17 protein-coding genes and 1 pseudogene are annotated in these 17,450 nt (G+C 45.0%); 16 read left to right on the top strand and 2 right to left on the bottom strand.

Annotation, left to right across the window (positions count from 1 at the left end; all coding sequences use genetic code 11):
- The 4 genes from AB6D07_RS21250 to AB6D07_RS21235 all read left to right on the top strand — a co-directional run.
- On the top strand, nt 1-1,058 hold a 1,058-nt coding region (locus AB6D07_RS21250), incomplete at its 5' end, for an IS3 family transposase (RefSeq protein WP_372140748.1).
- A gap of 134 nt (nt 1,059-1,192) precedes the next feature.
- Nucleotides 1,193-2,248 (top strand): porin, encoded by a 1,056-nt coding sequence (locus AB6D07_RS21245; RefSeq protein WP_017100942.1) that lies wholly within the window; start codon nt 1,193-1,195, stop codon nt 2,246-2,248.
- Between the two features lie 390 nt (nt 2,249-2,638).
- On the top strand, nt 2,639-3,271 hold the full coding sequence (locus AB6D07_RS21240; RefSeq protein WP_009845667.1) for a fumarylacetoacetate hydrolase family protein: 633 nt from the start codon (nt 2,639-2,641) through the stop codon (nt 3,269-3,271).
- A 150-nt stretch (nt 3,272-3,421) separates the two neighbouring features.
- Entirely contained in the window at nt 3,422-4,054 is a 633-nt protein-coding gene (locus AB6D07_RS21235; RefSeq protein WP_017100941.1) for a LysE family translocator, read from the top strand.
- Between the two features lie 127 nt (nt 4,055-4,181).
- On the opposite strand, the gene AB6D07_RS21230 is transcribed toward AB6D07_RS21235, so the two are convergent.
- Nucleotides 4,182-5,906: a phospho-sugar mutase gene (locus AB6D07_RS21230; protein WP_029223066.1), complete on the bottom strand. Its 1,725-nt coding sequence runs from the start codon at nt 5,904-5,906 to the stop codon at nt 4,182-4,184.
- A gap of 540 nt (nt 5,907-6,446) precedes the next feature.
- On the opposite strand from AB6D07_RS21230, the gene coxB reads away from it, so the two are divergent.
- From coxB to AB6D07_RS21210, 4 genes and pseudogenes are all read left to right on the top strand, one after another.
- Entirely contained in the window at nt 6,447-7,649 is a 1,203-nt protein-coding gene (gene coxB / locus AB6D07_RS21225; protein WP_017103795.1) for a cytochrome c oxidase subunit II, read from the top strand.
- Nucleotides 7,646-9,307, top strand: a complete 1,662-nt coding sequence (ctaD, locus tag AB6D07_RS21220) for a cytochrome c oxidase subunit I (protein WP_017103796.1) — start codon at nt 7,646-7,648, stop codon at nt 9,305-9,307. The genes coxB and ctaD overlap by 4 nt, the downstream gene beginning before the upstream one ends.
- A gap of 11 nt (nt 9,308-9,318) precedes the next feature.
- Nucleotides 9,319-9,993, top strand: a complete 675-nt coding sequence (locus AB6D07_RS21215) for a cytochrome c oxidase assembly protein (RefSeq protein ID WP_017103797.1) — start codon at nt 9,319-9,321, stop codon at nt 9,991-9,993.
- Between the two features lie 38 nt (nt 9,994-10,031).
- Nucleotides 10,032-10,920: pseudogene (locus AB6D07_RS21210) on the top strand (cytochrome c oxidase subunit 3).
- Between the two features lie 19 nt (nt 10,921-10,939).
- Here AB6D07_RS21210 and AB6D07_RS21205 read toward each other — a convergent pair.
- Complete coding sequence (locus AB6D07_RS21205) at nt 10,940-11,170, bottom strand: DUF2909 family protein (RefSeq protein WP_029203703.1); 231 nt, start codon at nt 11,168-11,170, stop codon at nt 10,940-10,942.
- Here AB6D07_RS21205 and AB6D07_RS21200 point away from each other — a divergent pair.
- From AB6D07_RS21200 to AB6D07_RS21165, 8 genes are all read left to right on the top strand, one after another.
- On the top strand, nt 11,109-11,987 hold the full coding sequence (locus AB6D07_RS21200; RefSeq protein ID WP_241810810.1) for an SURF1 family protein: 879 nt from the start codon (nt 11,109-11,111) through the stop codon (nt 11,985-11,987). The two genes, AB6D07_RS21205 and AB6D07_RS21200, sit on opposite strands and share 62 nt — an antisense overlap.
- The gene (locus tag AB6D07_RS21195) at nt 11,980-12,588 is read left to right on the top strand and encodes a hypothetical protein (RefSeq protein WP_017103800.1); all 609 of its coding nucleotides are present in this window, start codon (nt 11,980-11,982) and stop codon (nt 12,586-12,588) included. The genes AB6D07_RS21200 and AB6D07_RS21195 overlap by 8 nt, the downstream gene beginning before the upstream one ends.
- Before the next feature lie 102 nt (nt 12,589-12,690).
- A complete protein-coding gene (locus tag AB6D07_RS21190; protein WP_017103801.1) occupies nt 12,691-13,746 on the top strand; it encodes a heme A synthase in 1,056 nt (351 codons plus the stop codon).
- Nucleotides 13,736-14,710: a heme o synthase gene (gene cyoE, locus AB6D07_RS21185; protein WP_017103802.1), complete on the top strand. Its 975-nt coding sequence runs from the start codon at nt 13,736-13,738 to the stop codon at nt 14,708-14,710. The genes AB6D07_RS21190 and cyoE overlap by 11 nt, the downstream gene beginning before the upstream one ends.
- Before the next feature lie 150 nt (nt 14,711-14,860).
- Nucleotides 14,861-15,214, top strand: coding sequence for a hypothetical protein (locus tag AB6D07_RS21180; RefSeq protein ID WP_009845655.1), 354 nt, complete (start codon nt 14,861-14,863; stop codon nt 15,212-15,214).
- Between the two features lie 96 nt (nt 15,215-15,310).
- Entirely contained in the window at nt 15,311-15,982 is a 672-nt protein-coding gene (locus tag AB6D07_RS21175) for a DUF3313 domain-containing protein (RefSeq protein WP_017103803.1), read from the top strand.
- A 12-nt stretch (nt 15,983-15,994) separates the two neighbouring features.
- Nucleotides 15,995-16,213, top strand: coding sequence for a DUF3820 family protein (locus AB6D07_RS21170; RefSeq protein ID WP_009845653.1), 219 nt, complete (start codon nt 15,995-15,997; stop codon nt 16,211-16,213).
- A 402-nt stretch (nt 16,214-16,615) separates the two neighbouring features.
- Nucleotides 16,616-17,398, top strand: coding sequence for a hypothetical protein (locus AB6D07_RS21165; RefSeq protein WP_372091589.1), 783 nt, complete (start codon nt 16,616-16,618; stop codon nt 17,396-17,398).
- The last annotated feature ends 52 nt before the right edge of the window (nt 17,399-17,450 follow it).

Raw genomic sequence — 17,450 nt, 5'->3', positions numbered from 1 at the left:
GGGGAAGAGCCAGAGGACGACTAACCTCAACCGATGAAAGGCAGACCATAGTGACTCTTATCCTTGAAGCGAAGCAATGCGGATGCCGTTTAGAGCCAGCTTGCCATGAAGTTCAAATCGACTTGAGAACGTATCGTCGCTGGTATCAGCAAGGTGAAGTTCAAGCTGACAAAAGGCCGATATGCATCAGGCCAGAGCCTGCTAACAAGCTCTCTCAGCAAGAGCGTGATGCGATTATCGAGGTGTGTAACCGCTCTGAGTTCGCAAGCTTACCTCCGACTCAAATCGTCCCGACACTGCTTGACCGAGGTGAGTATATCGCCTCTGAATCGAGTTACTATCGGGTGCTGAGTGCACAGGGACAACTCCACAGACGAGGTCGTCAAAGAAGTAGGCAGAAGCAAGCGAAGCCATCAAGTTACACAGCGACAGATTCGAACCAAGTCTATACATGGGATATCACTTACTTACCTTCAAAAGTTCGAGGCCAACACTATTACCTGTATGTCATCGAGGACATCTACAGTCGAAAAATCGTTGGTTATGAAGTGTATGAGCGTGAATGCGGTGAGCTGGCGTCACAACTTCTGCAACGAACGTTGATGCGAGAGCAATGCTTCAATCAAGCGCTGGTTCTTCACTCAGATAATGGTGCACCGATGAAGTCGCTGACGTTTAAAGCAAAAATGGAAGAGTTAGGTATTACCTCATCGTATAGCCGCCCAAGAGTCAGCGATGATAACCCGTATGTCGAGTCATTGTTCCGCACGGTAAAGTACATGCCAAGCTGGCCAACAAAGGGCTTTGAAAGTATCAACAGTAGTCGAAGTTGGGTTGAAGCCTTCGTACGCTGGTACAACACCGAGCATAAGCACAGTAAGCTAAATTACGTCACGCCTTCAGAGCGTCACAATGGAAAAGATAAAGAGATCTTGAAGCGCCGAGCAAAGGTATTACTCGCAGCAAAAGAGCTAAACCCTGAACGCTGGCCAGGTGATATCAGAAACTGTGAACCTGTTGGTGACATTCACCTAAATCCAGAAAGAGAAGCTGCTTAGTAAACAAGCGAATGATGACAACTACCTTGAAAAACGCCGTTAGTGTTTTCCCACTTGTTAAATGCAGGTAACAACCTCTTCGTAAGTACGAGGTTGTTATGGAATCACTCTCCCAGTTACAAATGGATATGACAATGAATAAGAAACTTTTAGCGCTAGCAATTTCTGGTGCAGTATTTGGTACACAGGCAGTTGCGGTAGAGCTTTATAACGAAGACGGTACAGCCTTCTCTGTTGGTGGTCACGTTTCTGTAAACCTGAATGGTTCAGAGAAAGGCGATACGGATGTTGGTACAAACTCACCACGTATCAACTTTAATGCTACGCAAGAATTAGGTAATGGCTTCACAGCTGACGCTAAAGGCGAATGGGCGCTTAACTACCTAAACGGTGGTGATGAGTCGTTCACTACTCGTCTTGGTTATGTAGGTTTAAGTCATGATGAGCTAGGTCGTGCTGTTGCAGGTACGCAGTGGGCGCCATACTACGATGTAGCTTCAGCTACTGATATGCCGATCGCTTTCGCGAACGATTTCTTATACGACAACCACGGTGCGCTAGGTACTGGTCGTGCAGACAAAATGGCAAGTTACCGCAACGGATTTGATTTTGGTGAAGCGGGTGAGCTTAGCTTTGGTCTAGGTTGGCAGGGCAGCAATGACGTAACGACTGACACTGAAAACGTTCTTGGTGGTGTTGTTGTTACTACTCGTTCAACGGTGTCTTACGATGACCGTATTCAAGCGACTCTTGGTTACTCAATCGCTGGTGTTAAATTGGGTTATGCCTTCAACACTGGTGACTTCAAAGAGGGTGGTGTTTCTAAGACGGCTGAATCTCACCTAGTTTCTGCTGCATACGGTTCTTACGGTTCAGGTTTATACCTAGCAGGTATCTACGCTTCAAACGAAAACATGAACGCAGGCCTTGAAGAAAGTGATGCATATGAATTGCTAGCGGCTTACGCTTTAGCGAACAGCTTAAACTTAAGCGTTAACTACGAAGTTGTTGAAGGCGAAGCGACGAAAGGCGCGGCAACACAAACTGACCGTGAAGAGCTAGCTCTACAAGCTGAATACAACTTTACGAGCAATGTTGTTGGCTACACTGGCTATCAGTTTGATCTAAACGATGCAGACAACAGAAAAACTGATGACAAGTGGACTATTGGTGCTCGTTTCTACCTATAAGTCGCGACTCATTGAGTTTGACTACTATTATGCATAGTGTTTACTCCTTAAATTTACCTTTTCGGATACTGTCCTAGACACCATGCTAAGCCCTCTCAAGCCTTTTGGTTTGAGGGGGCTGCTTTCGTTCTATATGCATCTGTTTTAGCTTTCCCTTCATGTTACCTTGCCATTCATTTCATCTACGTAGCTATGGTCTACGCAGCGATGATCTACGTAGCTATGGCTCTTGTCATCAGTTCTTATACGTCGCGATCTTCGGATAAAAGTATTTAAATCATTTAATTGAGCTAAAGATCAGAATTTAGATATTGGTAACCATCTTGACGAAGATTCTCTTTTAATGATGCGGTAAACTCTGCGCTCCAAAAAACAGTTTAGGGACAAACTATGAGCAGCGTTGTAGATCAGGAGCAATTGATGAATTCGAAACGAACAGCAACACCCAGCAAAGTACTGTGTATTGGGCGCAATTATGTTGATCACATCGAAGAGCTTAATAATGTTATCCCTGACTCTATGGTGGTGTTTAATAAGCCGAGCACTAGCGTTACGTCTTCTCTATCATCTTTCCATCAAGAAACGTTACATTATGAAGCTGAAATCTGCTTCATTGTTGAAAACGGTGAATACTCTGCCGTGGGGCTAGGTTTAGACCTTACCAAACGCGAGTTACAAAGTAGTTTGAAGGCAAAAGGTCTGCCTTGGGAACGTGCTAAAGCTTTTGATGGTTCTGCTGTTTTTAGTCGCTTTGTTCCCATAGATAACTTGGACCTCTCTGACTTAAACATAGAGTTATTTATTAACTGTGTCCGCGTTCAAAAAGGGCATGTTGAACAGATGCTTTATTCCCCACAGACCATCCTCGAAGAGTTATCTTCTTATACGACTTTGCTTGACGGTGATGTTGTGATGACGGGCACTCCGAAAGGTGTTGGAGAGGTACATCAAGGTGATATTTTCCTTGGTCGTCTAAAGTGTGGCGAAACCACTGTGATTGAGATCGAGTGGGTAGCACGTTAATTAGTCTTTTGTATTTAGTTAATAAATTGGTTTTACTGTTCATTGATGGTGTTTAATTCGATCAATTTAATACCTAGCAACTGATTGCATCTGGAAGGGTGTTAGTAATTGATATAAAATTCGCCTCCATTTTTATCAATACTGAAACCCATGATCGATTTAACCATCCTACCTGTTTACCTGACGGCCGTTGTAGCTCTTCTCCTTTTACCAGGCCCTGATATGTTACTTATCGCGAGTTCAAGCATGAGCTATGGCCGTAAAGTCGGTGTGTTTGCGAGCTTAGGTAATGCGACTTCTGGAATTATCCTGACAGTATTGGCAGCAATGGGCGTTTCAGCATTGATTGCGATGAGTCCAGTGGCTTTAAAAGCTCTTCATCTATTAGGCGGTGCATACTTATTAAAGATGGGGTGGGATTGTCTTCGAACAGAACAGGGCAGTGCGCCTGAGTTAAGCGACAACCGTGCTGCAAAAGCGTACTACCAACGAGCACTTATTAGTAACCTGCTTAACCCTAAAGCGTTGGTTTTTTTCGTGATGTTCTTACCGCAGTTTGTATCGACGAGTATTGAAGCGACTTCGGGTGAGCAGATGCTCGTTCTGGGCTTATTGCTGAATGTGCTAGGTTTGACGTTCAACTTTTTACTTGTGGCGTTAGTGGGTACTATTGGTAAATCTTTGGTAGAAAATGCTAAGTTTCGTACCTATCAGCAAAAAGTGATGGGCGGAGTTTTCATCGTGTTAGCGGTGTGGATGTTGTCTTCTTTCTTTACCTCGTAGACTGCAACTCAAACAGTTTATTGGGGTTGGCCGCCGATACAAAAATGGACGCTTCGAGCGTCCATTTTTTATGTCTATCAGTTACATATTGTACTTCATTGAACTGATGTTTTGAAAGAATGATGAGCTAAGAGTTCAGCTCTTTCTGGTGTTGTTCGATGAGCTTATCCATGTACTCTTCACCGCGCTTGCGAGTATCGTCATAGGTTTCTGTCCCTTCGAACTTTGTTACCGTCTCATAATAAACCTTAACTTTTGGTTCTGTTCCTGAAGGTCTTACGATAATGCGTGAACCATCCTCGAGATGATAGATGAGTACGTCACTTGCTGGCAGGTTAATCGCCTCGGTAGCCCCACCGACAATAAAGCGCAAAGAAGACTGCAGGTCTTCAATCACAGAGATAGCGACACCGTTTATTACTTTTGGTTGTGCCGAGCGGAGTTTAGAACCAATCGATGGTGAATCTGGGTCTAGGGCAATACTTCGTTGCGCGTTGGTATGAACCCCATGTTCAAATGAAATTTGAGCGAGAAGATCCCAAACGGTTCGCCCTTGAGATTTTAACTCCTCAACCAGTTGAGCAAACACGACGATAGCAGACAGCCCATCTTTGTCTCGTACCTGAGTACCAATTGTGTAGCCTAACGCTTCTTCATAGGCGAACAAGAACTCGTTTTTCTCATCTTCTAATTGCATGCCAATATTCGCTAACCATTTAAAGCCAGTCAGTGTTTGGAAGTAAGTCGCACCGTGAGAATTAGCCACTTTCTCAAGTAGAGTTGAAGATACGATACTGTTACCAACTAACTGGTTTTTAGTGTGTGGCTTTGATAGCAAGTAGTGCGCGAATAACACACCCACTTGGTCACCCGTGAGCATTTTATAGGAAGCATCTTCAGTTCTGACTTTATCATCGGTTCGAACGGCAACCGCAAATCGGTCTGCATCTGGGTCATTAGCGCAAGCGATGTCGGCATCGACACTTTTTGCTAAGTTAACCACAAGATCCATCGCGCCTTTTTCTTCCGGGTTGGGGAAGTTCACGGTTGGGAAGTGACCATCTGGCTCTCTCTGTTCGGCAACACTGAACACCTTATGGAATCCAGAATCATGAAGTAGATCTTCCGCCATTTGTGCGCCGACACCATGCATAGCGGTATAGGTGATGGTGGTGTTCGCCGATTCGATCTCTTTACTCACGTGTGGGCTCTGGTTGATCGCAGCGCGGTACGTTTGATAATAGCCTTCAGTTAACCATACCAACTTACCCTGTGTTTCAGCGTCACTAAGGCTCATCAATGGGATGGCCTTGGTCGATGCTATGTCTATTTCAGCAGCAATGCCTGCATCATGAGGGGGAATGATTTGAGCGCCATTCTCCCAGTACACTTTGAAGCCATTGTACTCCGGCGGGTTGTGGCTCGCCGTCACGACAACAGCCGCCGCCGCGTTGAAGTGCTCGATACCAAAGGCAACGATAGGTGTCGCTGCAACATTCGAAGTTAGGTAAACCTTAATACCTAAAGCAGTGAGTACAGAAGCTGTATCAATCGCGAATTGCTTTGAATCTAAACGGCCGTCGTAGCCAACCACTACACCACGCATAGAGGCATTTTCGACATGTTCAATTAAATAGTGGCCAAGGCCTGTGGCCGTTTCTTGTATGACCAGGCGGTTCATTCTATTTGGGCCGCATCCGACTTTGCCGCGCAGTCCCGCCGTTCCGAATTCTAATCGTTGAATAAAGCGGTCTTCAAGTTCGTCGTGCATTCCCTCATCGATAAGGTATTGAAGCTCTTCACGAGTTCTTGGGTCTGGGTCTCTCGCTAACCAGTTCATAGCATCTTGCATAATCACTAAACCTTTTAATATCGGGGTATCTTTCTGTTGATTTAATTTAAATGATACTGATTATCATTTCTATGAAAGCAATCGTAAAACTCAATTTAAAATAAACTCCAACAGCAAGGGAAAGGCATATGGGTAAAGCCACTTCAAATAATTGACTGTTTAATAAGTAAACTTACCTTGAACAATTGGATATCACTAACTAGCCTTTTACATAAATATAACAAAACTTAACAAGTTCGTCGTTTTTGAATCTTTAGTGGAAACTTACAACGCTTATGATCCGTATCGGTTCTTAGGTTGAGATGAGGTCAGCAGCCCGTTTACAGGCTAGCTCCATGAGAGTTGTAGATTGAGATTCAGCTTTTCATGTTCAGCTGGAATAACAATGAATGTTGTCTGGCTCGGAATGACACATAGCTCGTAATGACATGTAGTTCGTAATGAAACGTAGCTCGCAACGAATATAGCTCGTAACGAAACACAGCTCGCAACGACATTTAGGTCGCAAGTATCCAATTAGGAAGGATAAGGAGAGATCTTTTGAAAAGATTACTGGTTAGGCTAGCGTGGCTTTTGAAAAGTTTTGTTGTGGTTTTGGTGTCGCCTTTGGTGCATGCAAGCAGTGAATACAACATGACTCAAGGTGTCACTGAGATCAGCGGTAAGGTATACGAGCTTCATATGCTGATCTTCTATATCTGCTGTGCGATTGCCTTTGTTGTTTTTGGAGTGATGTTCTATTCGATTCTGAGGCACAGAAAGTCGAAGGGTGCGGTTGCTGCCCATTTTCACGAAAGCACGAAAGTAGAAATTCTTTGGACCATCATTCCTATTATTATCCTTATCGCTATGGCGATACCCGCCACTAAAACCTTAATAGCGATGGAAGACACATCCCAATCAGATCTGACCGTTAAAATCACAGGGTCACAATGGAAATGGCATTACAGCTATTTTGGTGAAGACGTTGAGTTCTTCAGCTTGCTAGCGACCAGTGACAAAGAAATCGAAGGCATCGAAGTGAAAGGCGCGCATTATCTGCTAGAGGTTGATAAACCCTTAGTCCTTCCTATTGATAGAAAAGTTCGCTTCTTGATGACCTCTGACGATGTGATTCACTCTTGGTGGGTTCCGGCCTTTGCCGTTAAAAAAGATACCATTCCGGGGTTCATTAACGAGGCGTGGACAAAAATCGATGAGCCAGGTGTGTATCGTGGCCAGTGTGCTGAGCTGTGTGGTCGAGCGCATGGCTTTATGCCGATAGTGGTACATGCCATGGAAGAAGACGAGTTTGATGCGTGGTTAGCAGAACAGAAAGAGTTAACGATTGCCGCACAACAAGCAGCTCAAGATGCATTAGACGCGTCACTTTCTTTGGAAGAGTTGAACACGATAGGTGAAGAGGTTTACAAAACTCGATGCGCGGTTTGTCATCAAGCAAACGGTGAAGGTATACCTGGAGCGTTTCCTGCAATCAAAGGTAGCCCGGTTGCTTTAGGAGATGTCGATGTGCATATCGATACGATTGTTTACGGTCGAGGAGGCACGGCAATGCAAGCCTTCGACAATCAGTTAACCGAGAAAGAGATTGCAGCAGTCGTAACCTACCAACGACATGCTTGGGGGAATGACACTGGCGATGTGGTTCAAGCTTCTGATGTTAATGCCTATAAGGCCAAACAATCGGGTGGAGCGGAAGGCTCTGCGGATGAAGCACAAAGTGATGCTAAGGAGCAGCTATGAGTTCACCAATTGATAAGCCGGTGAAATCGGCGCCCGCAGAAGATCAGGCCTTGAGCCATTCTGTGGAAGGTACATTGGATAGCAATGACCTACCTCTGGATGATCACGACTCTCACGCCGCTCCAAAAGGGTGGGCGCGTTGGCTGTATTCAACCAATCACAAAGACATCGGTACGCTATATCTGTGGTTCAGCTTTGCGATGTTCTTAACGGGTGGTGCGATGGCAATGGTGATCCGTGCTGAGTTGTTCCAACCGGGTCTGCAGCTTGTTGAGCCTGATTTCTTTAATCAGATGACCACAGTACACGGCTTGATCATGGTGTTTGGTGCGGTAATGCCTGCATTCACGGGGCTCGCCAACTGGATGATCCCGATGATGATTGGGGCGCCAGATATGGCGCTGCCACGAATGAACAACCTCAGTTTCTGGATTTTGCCTTTTGCTTTCTTAATCCTAATTGGTTCTCTGTTTACTGAGGGAGGCGGCCCGAGTTTTGGTTGGACATTCTACGCACCGCTATCAACGACTTACGGCCCAGATAGTACGGCACTGTTTGTGTTCTCTGTTCATATTATGGGGATCAGTTCGATCATGGGGGCGATTAACGTGATCGTAACCATAGTGAACATGCGCGCGCCGGGTATGACTTGGTTCAAGCTACCAATGTTCGTATGGACATGGTTAATTACCGCTTTCTTACTAATAGCCGTGATGCCCGTGCTCGCGGGTGCGGTTACCATGGTGCTGACCGACAAATACTTTGGTACTAGCTTCTTTGATGCCGCTGGTGGTGGGGACCCGGTGATGTTCCAGCACATATTCTGGTTCTTTGGGCACCCCGAAGTGTACATCATGATCTTGCCGTCTTTTGGTATTGTCTCAGCCATCATTCCAGCATTCAGTGGTAAGCGTCTGTTTGGCTACCACTCTATGGTGTACGCGACTTGTAGTATCGCATTGTTGTCATTCTTGGTTTGGGCGCACCACATGTTCACCACGGGTATGCCAGTATTTGCCGAATTGTTCTTCATGTATTGCACTATGCTGATTGCGGTGCCGACCGGTGTGAAAGTCTTCAACTGGGTGGCGACCATGTGGCGGGGTGCTTTGACCTTTGAGACCCCAATGCTGTTTGCGATTGCCTTTATTGTTTTGTTTACGATTGGTGGGTTATCTGGATTGATGCTTGCTATCGTGCCTGCGGATTTCCAATACCACGATACCTATTTTGTTGTGGCTCATTTCCACTATGTTCTGGTGACAGGCGCCGTGTTCTCAATTATGGCCGCAGCTTATTACTGGCTGCCGAAATGGACTGGGCATATGTACGACCACAAGCTCAGTCTGTGGCATTTCTGGACGTCGGTAATCTCAGTTAATGTACTGTTCTTCCCTATGCACTTTTTAGGGCTAGCGGGCATGCCGCGTCGTATTCCAGATTACGCCATTCAATTTGCTGACGTTAACCAAGTCGTGTCGATTGGTGGCTTTGCCTTTGGGTTGTCTCAGTTGATTTTCTTATGGCTAGCGATTAAGTGCGTAAGAGGCGGAGAGCCTGCACCAAGCAAGCCTTGGGATAGGGCTGAAGGGCTAGAATGGACAGTACCAAGCCCAGCGCCTCACCACACCTTTACTCATCCACCTAAAGTAGATTAGAGGGATGAGCTATGAGTGATAAGCAAAGCGATCCCAATCAAGATAAAAAGCAACCAAAGCGCCTGTCTAATAAGCGATCGACTAAAAAGCTGACGGGCTACTTGGTGTTGAGCGTGGTGGCGATGTTTGGCTTCGGTTTCGCTTTGGTGCCGCTCTACGATGTGATGTGCGAGGCCTTAGGCATTAATGGCAAAACTAATACTGTTTCAGCGGTGCAACCTCAGGGAATGCAGCCTGATTACTCTCGTACTGTTCGTGTTGAATTCATGTCGCACATTAAGCCAGATATGCCGTGGCAGTTCTCGCCTGAAGTTCGAGTGTTAGAGGTTCACCCTGGTGAAGTGGTTCAAACTAACTACATAGCTAAAAACCTATCTGGAGCCTCATTGGTTGGCCAAGCCGTACCATCGGTTTCTCCAGGTATGGGGGCAACTTACTTCAATAAGATGGAATGCTTTTGCTTTAATCAGCAGCCATTGGACGGGTACAAGACCGCTGAAATGGGTTTGATATTTTACATCGAGCCAGATATTCCAGAATCGATACATACACTCACGCTCTCATATACGCTGTTTAACATCACGAGTCAGGTGAGTGGAAAGGCAAGTAAGCCTGAAGTGAGTACATCAACATTGAGCACACTACAATCTGGCTCACCAAAAGCGAGCACACTCGCAAGTAACTAGGGATTTACAGAACCAGTATCAACATAAGGAGTTGAGCGATGAGTTCTAAAAAGGAAGTTTATTTCGTTCCACATCAAAGTCACTGGCCATTAGTGGGTGCCGTCGCGCTGTTTTTGGTCGCGGTTGGCGCTGGCTTGACGGTGCAAAACATGGGGACAGATACCGCTGGTGGCGTGTTTGGAAAAGCAGTGCTGTTAGTCGGATTTTGTGTGTTGCTTTACATGCTTGCAGGTTGGTTTAGCAATGTGATCACGGAATCATTGAGTGGACTCTATTCTGAGCAAATATCTCGTTCCTTTCGACAAGGAAGGAATGAGCTGGTTCATCTTCTCTGAGATCATGTTCTTCGGTGCTTTCTTTGGTGCGCTATTTTACGCTCGTATGATTTCTGTCCCTTGGATTGGCGGTGCGGGCAACAATGAAATGACCCATGAAGTGTTGTGGCCGATGTTCCAATCAATGTGGCCGTTAACCACGACACCTGATGGCGTGACGACAGAAGCTATGTCTTGGCAAGGTATCCCGCTTAAGAACACCATTATTCTGCTGCTTTCCTCTGTGACGCTGCACATGGCACATATCAGTCTTGAACAAAATAAGCGTATGGCTTTGATCGTGTGGCTAGAGATAACCATTGTTCTGGCTGGCTTCTTCCTGTTCTTCCAAGTTGAAGAGTACCTTCACGCTTATCAAGAGATGGGATTGACACTTCAATCTGGCATCTATGGCAATACCTTCTTCTTATTGACTGGGTTTCATGGTTTGCATGTCTGTTTGGGAACGATTTTTTTGATTGTGTTACTGGCGAGAGTTGCGAAAGACCACTTCACTCCGAAAGACCACTTTGCGTTCCAAGCGGGCAGTTGGTATTGGCACTTTGTTGATGTGGTTTGGTTAGGTCTGTTCGTGTTTGTCTATGTACTTTAACTGCTGAGCCTATAGGGGGTTAATAGGGGCGAGGGTTGGGAGTTATCACTCCTGATCCCAAAGCAAGTAATAAAAGTAGCACGACAACGGCTGACCACATGACTCGACGACCCAAGAAGTGGCTCAGTCTTTTGCCATTGTGTTTGCCCGAGGCGATTTGGATTAGGCCTTTCATCAAGTTGAAAGCGATGAAGAACAGCAAAGCGACTAACACAATTTTAAACAACAACACAAAGGTAGATGACGCCATAGTGATAACTCCAAACCGATTGATTGATGATGAACACAAGTTCCGCAGTAAAGGTTTTTGGATAGCGGTTGTTTTAACTGTGGTTTCAGTCGGCATTTTAATCAAGTTGGGTTTGTGGCAGTTAGATCGAGGTAACGAGAAATTGCGCTATGAACAGCAGCTATCAGAAAGAGCGCAGCAATCGTCTAGGTTATTGGATGCGGTTATCTCTGAATGGAAAGACTCGCGTACACAAGCGCAAGGCTCACCTGAACTGCCGTCTTTAAATGGTTTGAAGGTTGATGTGGAGCTGGAAACACCCAGTGGATTAGTGGTTTTGTTAGACAACCAGATTAACCAAGGAACGGTAGGGTATGTGATTTACATGTTGGGCGAAGTTCCAACACAAGATGGAAGAAAACAACTGTTGATCGATCTTGGGTTCGTTGCAGCTAGCCGTGACAGAAGAGAGCTACCCCAATTAGGAAGCATCACACTACCAACCAATATGTCAGGGCGTTTGTACACACGTTCGGTGAACCCTCTAAGTCATGAGTTGGGATTAGAAAATACGACACCGAATAGAATTCAAAACTTAAACATAACAGCACTATCACAGTACACCGGGCAAGAAGTGCTGCCCTTTGTCTTCCAACCTCAGAGTTTAGATTCATGGCCCTATGAAATGTTATGGCGTCCAACGGCGATGAAATCTGAGAAGCACTTTGGTTACTCATTTCAATGGTTTGTTATGGCTGCGGTACTTTTGTTTTTGACGATGTTGATTGGCTATCGGTACCTAAAAGCAACACCTATCACGAGGAATAAGGATGGATAAATCTCAAGCACAAGTGAACAGGAAAATTACCGAGGCAAACATGGCTGAGCTCAGAAGCCGTCGTACTAAGGGACGTTTGGTATTAATCGGACTCGTTTTAATTTTCGCTTTGCCTGCGATTATCGCCAAAACAGTGTTGGATCAGAATTGGTATACGTCAGGTGTCACTAACTCAGGCGAATTGGTCGAACCAAGAATTACACTAGCGGATTTCGGCGTAACGGTACCCATGGCTGGAGAGGGTTGGGTTGTGGGTTATATCGCTCCCACAGAGTGTGAAAGCTTATGCGAACAACAACTCCATTATTTGAATCAAAGTTACTTGGCGCTAGGGAAAAACAAAGAGCGAGTGACCGCCGTTGTTTTCGTCTCAGAAGGTAACTCGTTGTCGGGTTCGCTCGATAAGCCGGATTTATCTTTGTTAGCTGGTGGTGATCAGTTAAGTACTGAGTTTTCGCCTGCTTCGATTATCATTATTGACCCACTAGGGCAGTTGGTCATGAAGTACAAAAGCGTTTCTGACCCGTCTCAGTTAGTTAGTCAATCTAAAGGCATGATTCATGATCTAAGAAAGCTGCTTAAGCTGTCACGAGTTGGGTAGTTAATCAGCTTAAGTTGATGAGCTTGAGTTGATGAGCTTTAGCAAATTGCGTTAATGCTGAGTGTTGTTAGCGAAAAGGGAATAAATATAGGGAGATAAACGATGCAGAATAGAGCCCCTGATTTACTCATACACATGATGAGATTAACTATCTTATTAACCCTTACCGTGATCGTGCTCGGCGCTTATACCCGTTTGTCGGATGCTGGCCTTGGCTGTCCTGATTGGCCAGGGTGTTACGGCAAGATAACCGTTCCTTCTGATGCCCAAGCAGTGAATCAAGCTAATCTACAATTTCCAGAACGTGCTCTCGAAGCAGACAAAGCGTGGATAGAGATGATCCATCGCTACTTTGCAGGAACATTAGGGCTGCTTATCTTTGTCGTTGTTGCTTGGTGTATTAAAAAGAATATAACAGCTGCTGGTCTTCCGTTACTTATCTCTGCAACCGTGATATTTCAGGCTTTGCTTGGAATGTGGACGGTGACTCTCAAGTTGATGCCCGTTGTGGTTATGGCGCATTTGATGGGGGGATTCACGTTGCTGTCACTGTTGTGTCTGCTCTACTGTCGTTTGTCTCAATTTCAAAGCCGTTTTGGTGAGGCTACGTATACTTCGTCACTTAAGGCTTGGGCGCTGTTCGGGCTACTCATTGTGGTCGGGCAGATATTGCTTGGTGGTTGGACATCGTCGAACTATGCCGCGTTGGTGTGTACACAGTTACCCATATGTGAAGGTAACTGGATGAGCTATCTCGACTTCAAAAATGCGTTCGATTTTGCTCAACACGGCCATGATAACTATGAGTTTGGTGTGTTGGAGTATCCCGCAAGGCTCACCATCCATGTCATGCACAGGTTCGGGGCAATTGTGGCAACGTTGACAGTGCTAGTGGTCGTGTATCAGTTGTGGAAGTTTGGTCAAACACCACACCAAAAGCTGAGCGTGATTGTCGCATTAGTATTGTTTACTCAAATCAGCCTTGGGATCAGTAATGTATGGTTTCACCTGCCAATCTCAGTAGCGGTTTTGCATAACCTAGTCGCAGCGATGTTGCTCATCAGCATGGTTGTCACCAATTTTGTCGTGTGGCAACACAAACCGAGTGAGAGCTTGGTGAAGAACAGTGTATTACAAGGAGGTAATCATGGTCAGTAGAACGTCAACACAACATGGAGTGGTGGTTCAAGAAATCGCTGCCAGTCAAGAGATAGCAACCAACGGAGAAAGTGCTCTAAAAAATGAGCTGGCCTCGAAAAACAAAGCTGTTTGGAAGGTCTATTTAACACTGACCAAGCCGAAAGTGGTGGCTTTGATGCTGCTAACTGCATTGGTTGGAATGTGTTTGGCTGTGCCGAATGGATTGCCTTTGCAACAAACTCTGTTCGGAATGATTGGGATAGGGTTAATGGCAGGTTCAGCCGCTGCATTTAACCATTTGATCGATAAAAAGATCGACGGCCAGATGACTCGAACAAATCGACGACCTTTACCATCCGGCGAACTGAGTAGTGCGCGCGTGTTCAGCTTTGCCGCGGGTATTGGCTTACTTGGTTTCGTCACGCTTGTGGTGTGGGTCAATCAACTCACCGCTTGGTTAACCTTTGCAAGCTTGTTGGGTTACGCAGTGATTTATACCATGCATCTGAAGCGAGCGACGCCGCAAAACATCGTGATAGCAGGGATCGCTGGTGCAATGCCTCCGCTGTTGGGCTGGACGGCAGTTACTAATGAGCTTCATTCAAACGCTTGGTTATTGGTGATGATCATATTTATTTGGACCCCTCCGCACTTCTGGGCGTTGGCAATTCATCGTCGTGACGAGTATGCCAAAGTGAACATCCCTATGCTGCCTGTGACCCACGGAATCGAATACACCAAGACTTCTATTTTGCTCTATACCTTGTTGCTTAGCATCGTGTGTATATTGCCGGTATTGGTCGGCATGAGCAGCTGGATATACCTAAGCGCTTCATTGGTACTCAACGGTGGGTTTGTTTATCACGCTTGGGTACTTAAGTATCGTGATGAGCCTAACATGGCGATGAAGACCTTCAAGTTCTCCATTTATCATCTTATGATTTTGTTTGTTGCTCTGTTGGCGGATCATTATTTGCTCTGATAGCTCTGATAGCTCTGATAGCTCTGTACAGATCAAACAAGGTTATTCCATATCAAAACCAAACCTTTGGTTTCCACTAACCAAACCCTGACATGCCATGTATGAAAAGCCGGACAATTGATTGGCATGAATTATATAAAGGAACCGGTAATGGAATTCACTGAGCAAGATAGAGATGCTTTGTACCAAACGTGGATGTCACAAAAATCTCGAATGCGAATTACGCAGATGGAGTTTTCAAAAAAGCTAGGCATGAACCAGTTGGATTTTTCTCGAGTGCTAAGAGGGGAGAAAGCATTAACCATGTCTTTCGTTAGTCACTTCTGTCGTTTGCTTCATTTGGAGCCAAGGAATGTGCTCCCTTCACTTAAAGAAGACAATGAATCCGGGCCCAAAGTGGTTTATCTGAAAAGTAGAATGAGTGTTGATGGTGAGATCCAAAATGCTTATATCGAAGGCAATCAGGTGATCGTAGAGTATGCACATACCGTTCAGAACCATTGATTTTAGATCGAGCTCTGAGTTTTACCTCTTTTTCTACAACTTTTTCACTTAGGGTATGGCATACTTAGTTAATTCCTTGATTTACTTAAGTGCGTTATGAAACCTTTAAAAGTCCTTTTGCTTGTTGCAACCAGCATGTTTTTGTTTGGTTGTGCAGGCGGCCCAATTAAAACCGCTACTAAATTCACCAGTTATGAAGATTTTCAGCCTGGCCCTGATGGGGGCGTTGATTTAGTTTGGGCAAGGATAGGGCTGCGTGACGAACAACGTTTGAAATCCAAATTAGATGCTTATGACTCTGTGGTGATCGACCAAATCTTTGTATTAGCAGAAGAAGGCACATTAGATCAGGAAGACATTCAAGAGCTCACAGATCATATGGTGAGTCGTTTGGAAGCGAAAATATCGCCTCATAAAACGATTGTCGATGAACCAACAGGGAACACGCTGCGCTTAAGCATTGCTTTGAGCAACGTTGAAACGCCTAACCCGATCTTAGCGGTGACAAGCAGTGTGCTGCCGTTTGGCCTTGCGATGTCGACCATATCTAAGGTGACGACAGGTGAGCACACCAACGTTGGGAGCGCCAGTGTTGAGCTATTGGTCAGTAATGCGCAAGACGGCACTCCGTTGTTTGCGGCCATCGACCGCGAAGCGGGTAATAAAGACTTTTCTACTATGATTGATTCGTTAGATGATGCCAAAGATGCGATCAACTATTGGGTTGAACGTTTAGGTGATACTCTACAGAACATCGACGACGTCTAGAAAGAGCTTGTAATGCTAGAGAAAGAGAACCTAATTAAGCTAGCCAGAATGCAAATGCCATTTGGCAAGTACGCTGGCCGCACCTTGATTGATCTACCTGAAGAATACTTGCTGTGGTTCGATAAAAAGGGCTTCCCACAAGGTGAGCTGGGCGATTTAATGCAGTTATGTTTAGCTCTCAAGATTGAGGGCTTAGATTCTGTGGTGCAACCGCTTAAATATGACTATTAGTCCTAAGTAGTCCCAGTCCGTCCCCCCAAAGTTCTAAACTAAAACCCATACACCTAAGTGAGGAATAATGGTGATTTTCTGAGGAACATTCAATAAAGAGGCAAGAACTGAATCTTGCCTTTGAATGTTTATGAACCTAGAATCGCCGTAAGTTAGATATCAGTCATTAATACCTTTTCTCAAAACTCCCGAATTTATTATCAGCAATTTAATGACAAGTTCAGGGGGATAATGAGCCTTATGCTTTCACGATATTGAAATGTCAGATTTGCCACTTTAATCCGATATATATCCCATTTTTTAATTACATCACGAATATACGAAGATCAGATTATAGTCGGAAAGGTTATGGTATGCTGAATTCTATTAAATCAAAATCAAAATAGATGGTTAGGAGGGAAAGTGCTTATTTATGTAAATCAATTCCATATGGTTGGGAAGAACAGTAGTGAAACCGCGTTTCGAACAGTTGCTGGTTGGCTTAAAAATGTGACAAAGAGGCATTTTACTTCGAGAGAGCTTAAGAGTGGGGATGAGTTTTCGATTGATCGCATGCGAGTCCGAACTTACGCAGCTATCGAGCAACAACCTCTAATGTATTCAGTTTTATTGAGCCACCCAGATCACACTGTGCGTGGGCGTCAGTGGATTACTGAAATTGGTATTCGAGAGGAAAATGACAGCACGACAGTGTCCATCCTTCTTGAAACAAGCGATATCAGTACACTGGTAACGGAGATTCCATCAACTACAAAACCACGTTTAGTTAATTTTCTTCAAAGCAATGGTGAACTACATCCAGAAACTGTAGGCTTAAAAGTTCTTAGCTTCTCGAATACTCGAGAATCATTAACCGCCTTGAGCTACGAGATTGAACGCAAGGAACGTAAGCATCCGCTTGTATTGGTAAGTAATGTAAAAGGAAGCAACAAGCCAGTTATCAATCCTAGCAAGCTACAGGATCAATTGTTGGGGTTGGCTCAAGTTGTCTATTCTGACGACGAGATTAATAGTTGGGAAATGGAAGAAGTACTAACGCGTAAGTATTCTGCATGGGATGGGGCAGTTAATATTATCTATCCGTCATTTGGTAGGGATTCCTGCCATACCAAATTGCTGTCACAATTTGCAATCAATGAAATTATCGGCTCTGGATCCCATGCTCTTCAATCGATTCTTTCATAGGCTTTGTTGCGTAATTAAATTTAAAGATAGAACAACCCCGTTTCGCGTATTT

The organism is Vibrio sp. 10N.239.312.C11, assembly GCF_041466065.1.
GTDB classification, from domain to species: Bacteria; Pseudomonadota; Gammaproteobacteria; order Enterobacterales; family Vibrionaceae; genus Vibrio; species Vibrio tasmaniensis_A.
The sequence above is the reverse complement of the archived record's forward strand: the minus strand, read 5'-3'. Positions and strand labels throughout refer to the sequence as shown.

Bases quoted from the DNA above. Each gene is read 5' to 3' on its own strand.
- AB6D07_RS21245 (WP_017100942.1), top strand. From the start codon at position 1,193: ATGAATAAGAAACTTTTAGCGCTAGCAATTTCTGGTGCAGTATTTGGT.
- AB6D07_RS21240 (WP_009845667.1), top strand. From the start codon at position 2,639: ATGAGCAGCGTTGTAGATCAGGAGCAATTGATGAATTCGAAACGAACA.
- AB6D07_RS21235 (WP_017100941.1), top strand. From the start codon at position 3,422: ATGATCGATTTAACCATCCTACCTGTTTACCTGACGGCCGTTGTAGCT.
- AB6D07_RS21230 (WP_029223066.1), bottom strand. From the start codon at position 5,906: ATGCAAGATGCTATGAACTGGTTAGCGAGAGACCCAGACCCAAGAACT.
- ctaD (WP_017103796.1), top strand. From the start codon at position 7,646: ATGAGTTCACCAATTGATAAGCCGGTGAAATCGGCGCCCGCAGAAGAT.
- AB6D07_RS21215 (WP_017103797.1), top strand. From the start codon at position 9,319: ATGAGTGATAAGCAAAGCGATCCCAATCAAGATAAAAAGCAACCAAAG.
- AB6D07_RS21200 (WP_241810810.1), top strand. From the start codon at position 11,109: ATGAAGAACAGCAAAGCGACTAACACAATTTTAAACAACAACACAAAG.
- AB6D07_RS21205 (WP_029203703.1), bottom strand. From the start codon at position 11,170: ATGGCGTCATCTACCTTTGTGTTGTTGTTTAAAATTGTGTTAGTCGCT.
- AB6D07_RS21195 (WP_017103800.1), top strand. From the start codon at position 11,980: ATGGATAAATCTCAAGCACAAGTGAACAGGAAAATTACCGAGGCAAAC.
- AB6D07_RS21190 (WP_017103801.1), top strand. From the start codon at position 12,691: ATGCAGAATAGAGCCCCTGATTTACTCATACACATGATGAGATTAACT.
- cyoE (WP_017103802.1), top strand. From the start codon at position 13,736: ATGGTCAGTAGAACGTCAACACAACATGGAGTGGTGGTTCAAGAAATC.
- AB6D07_RS21180 (WP_009845655.1), top strand. From the start codon at position 14,861: ATGGAATTCACTGAGCAAGATAGAGATGCTTTGTACCAAACGTGGATG.
- AB6D07_RS21175 (WP_017103803.1), top strand. From the start codon at position 15,311: ATGAAACCTTTAAAAGTCCTTTTGCTTGTTGCAACCAGCATGTTTTTG.
- AB6D07_RS21170 (WP_009845653.1), top strand. From the start codon at position 15,995: ATGCTAGAGAAAGAGAACCTAATTAAGCTAGCCAGAATGCAAATGCCA.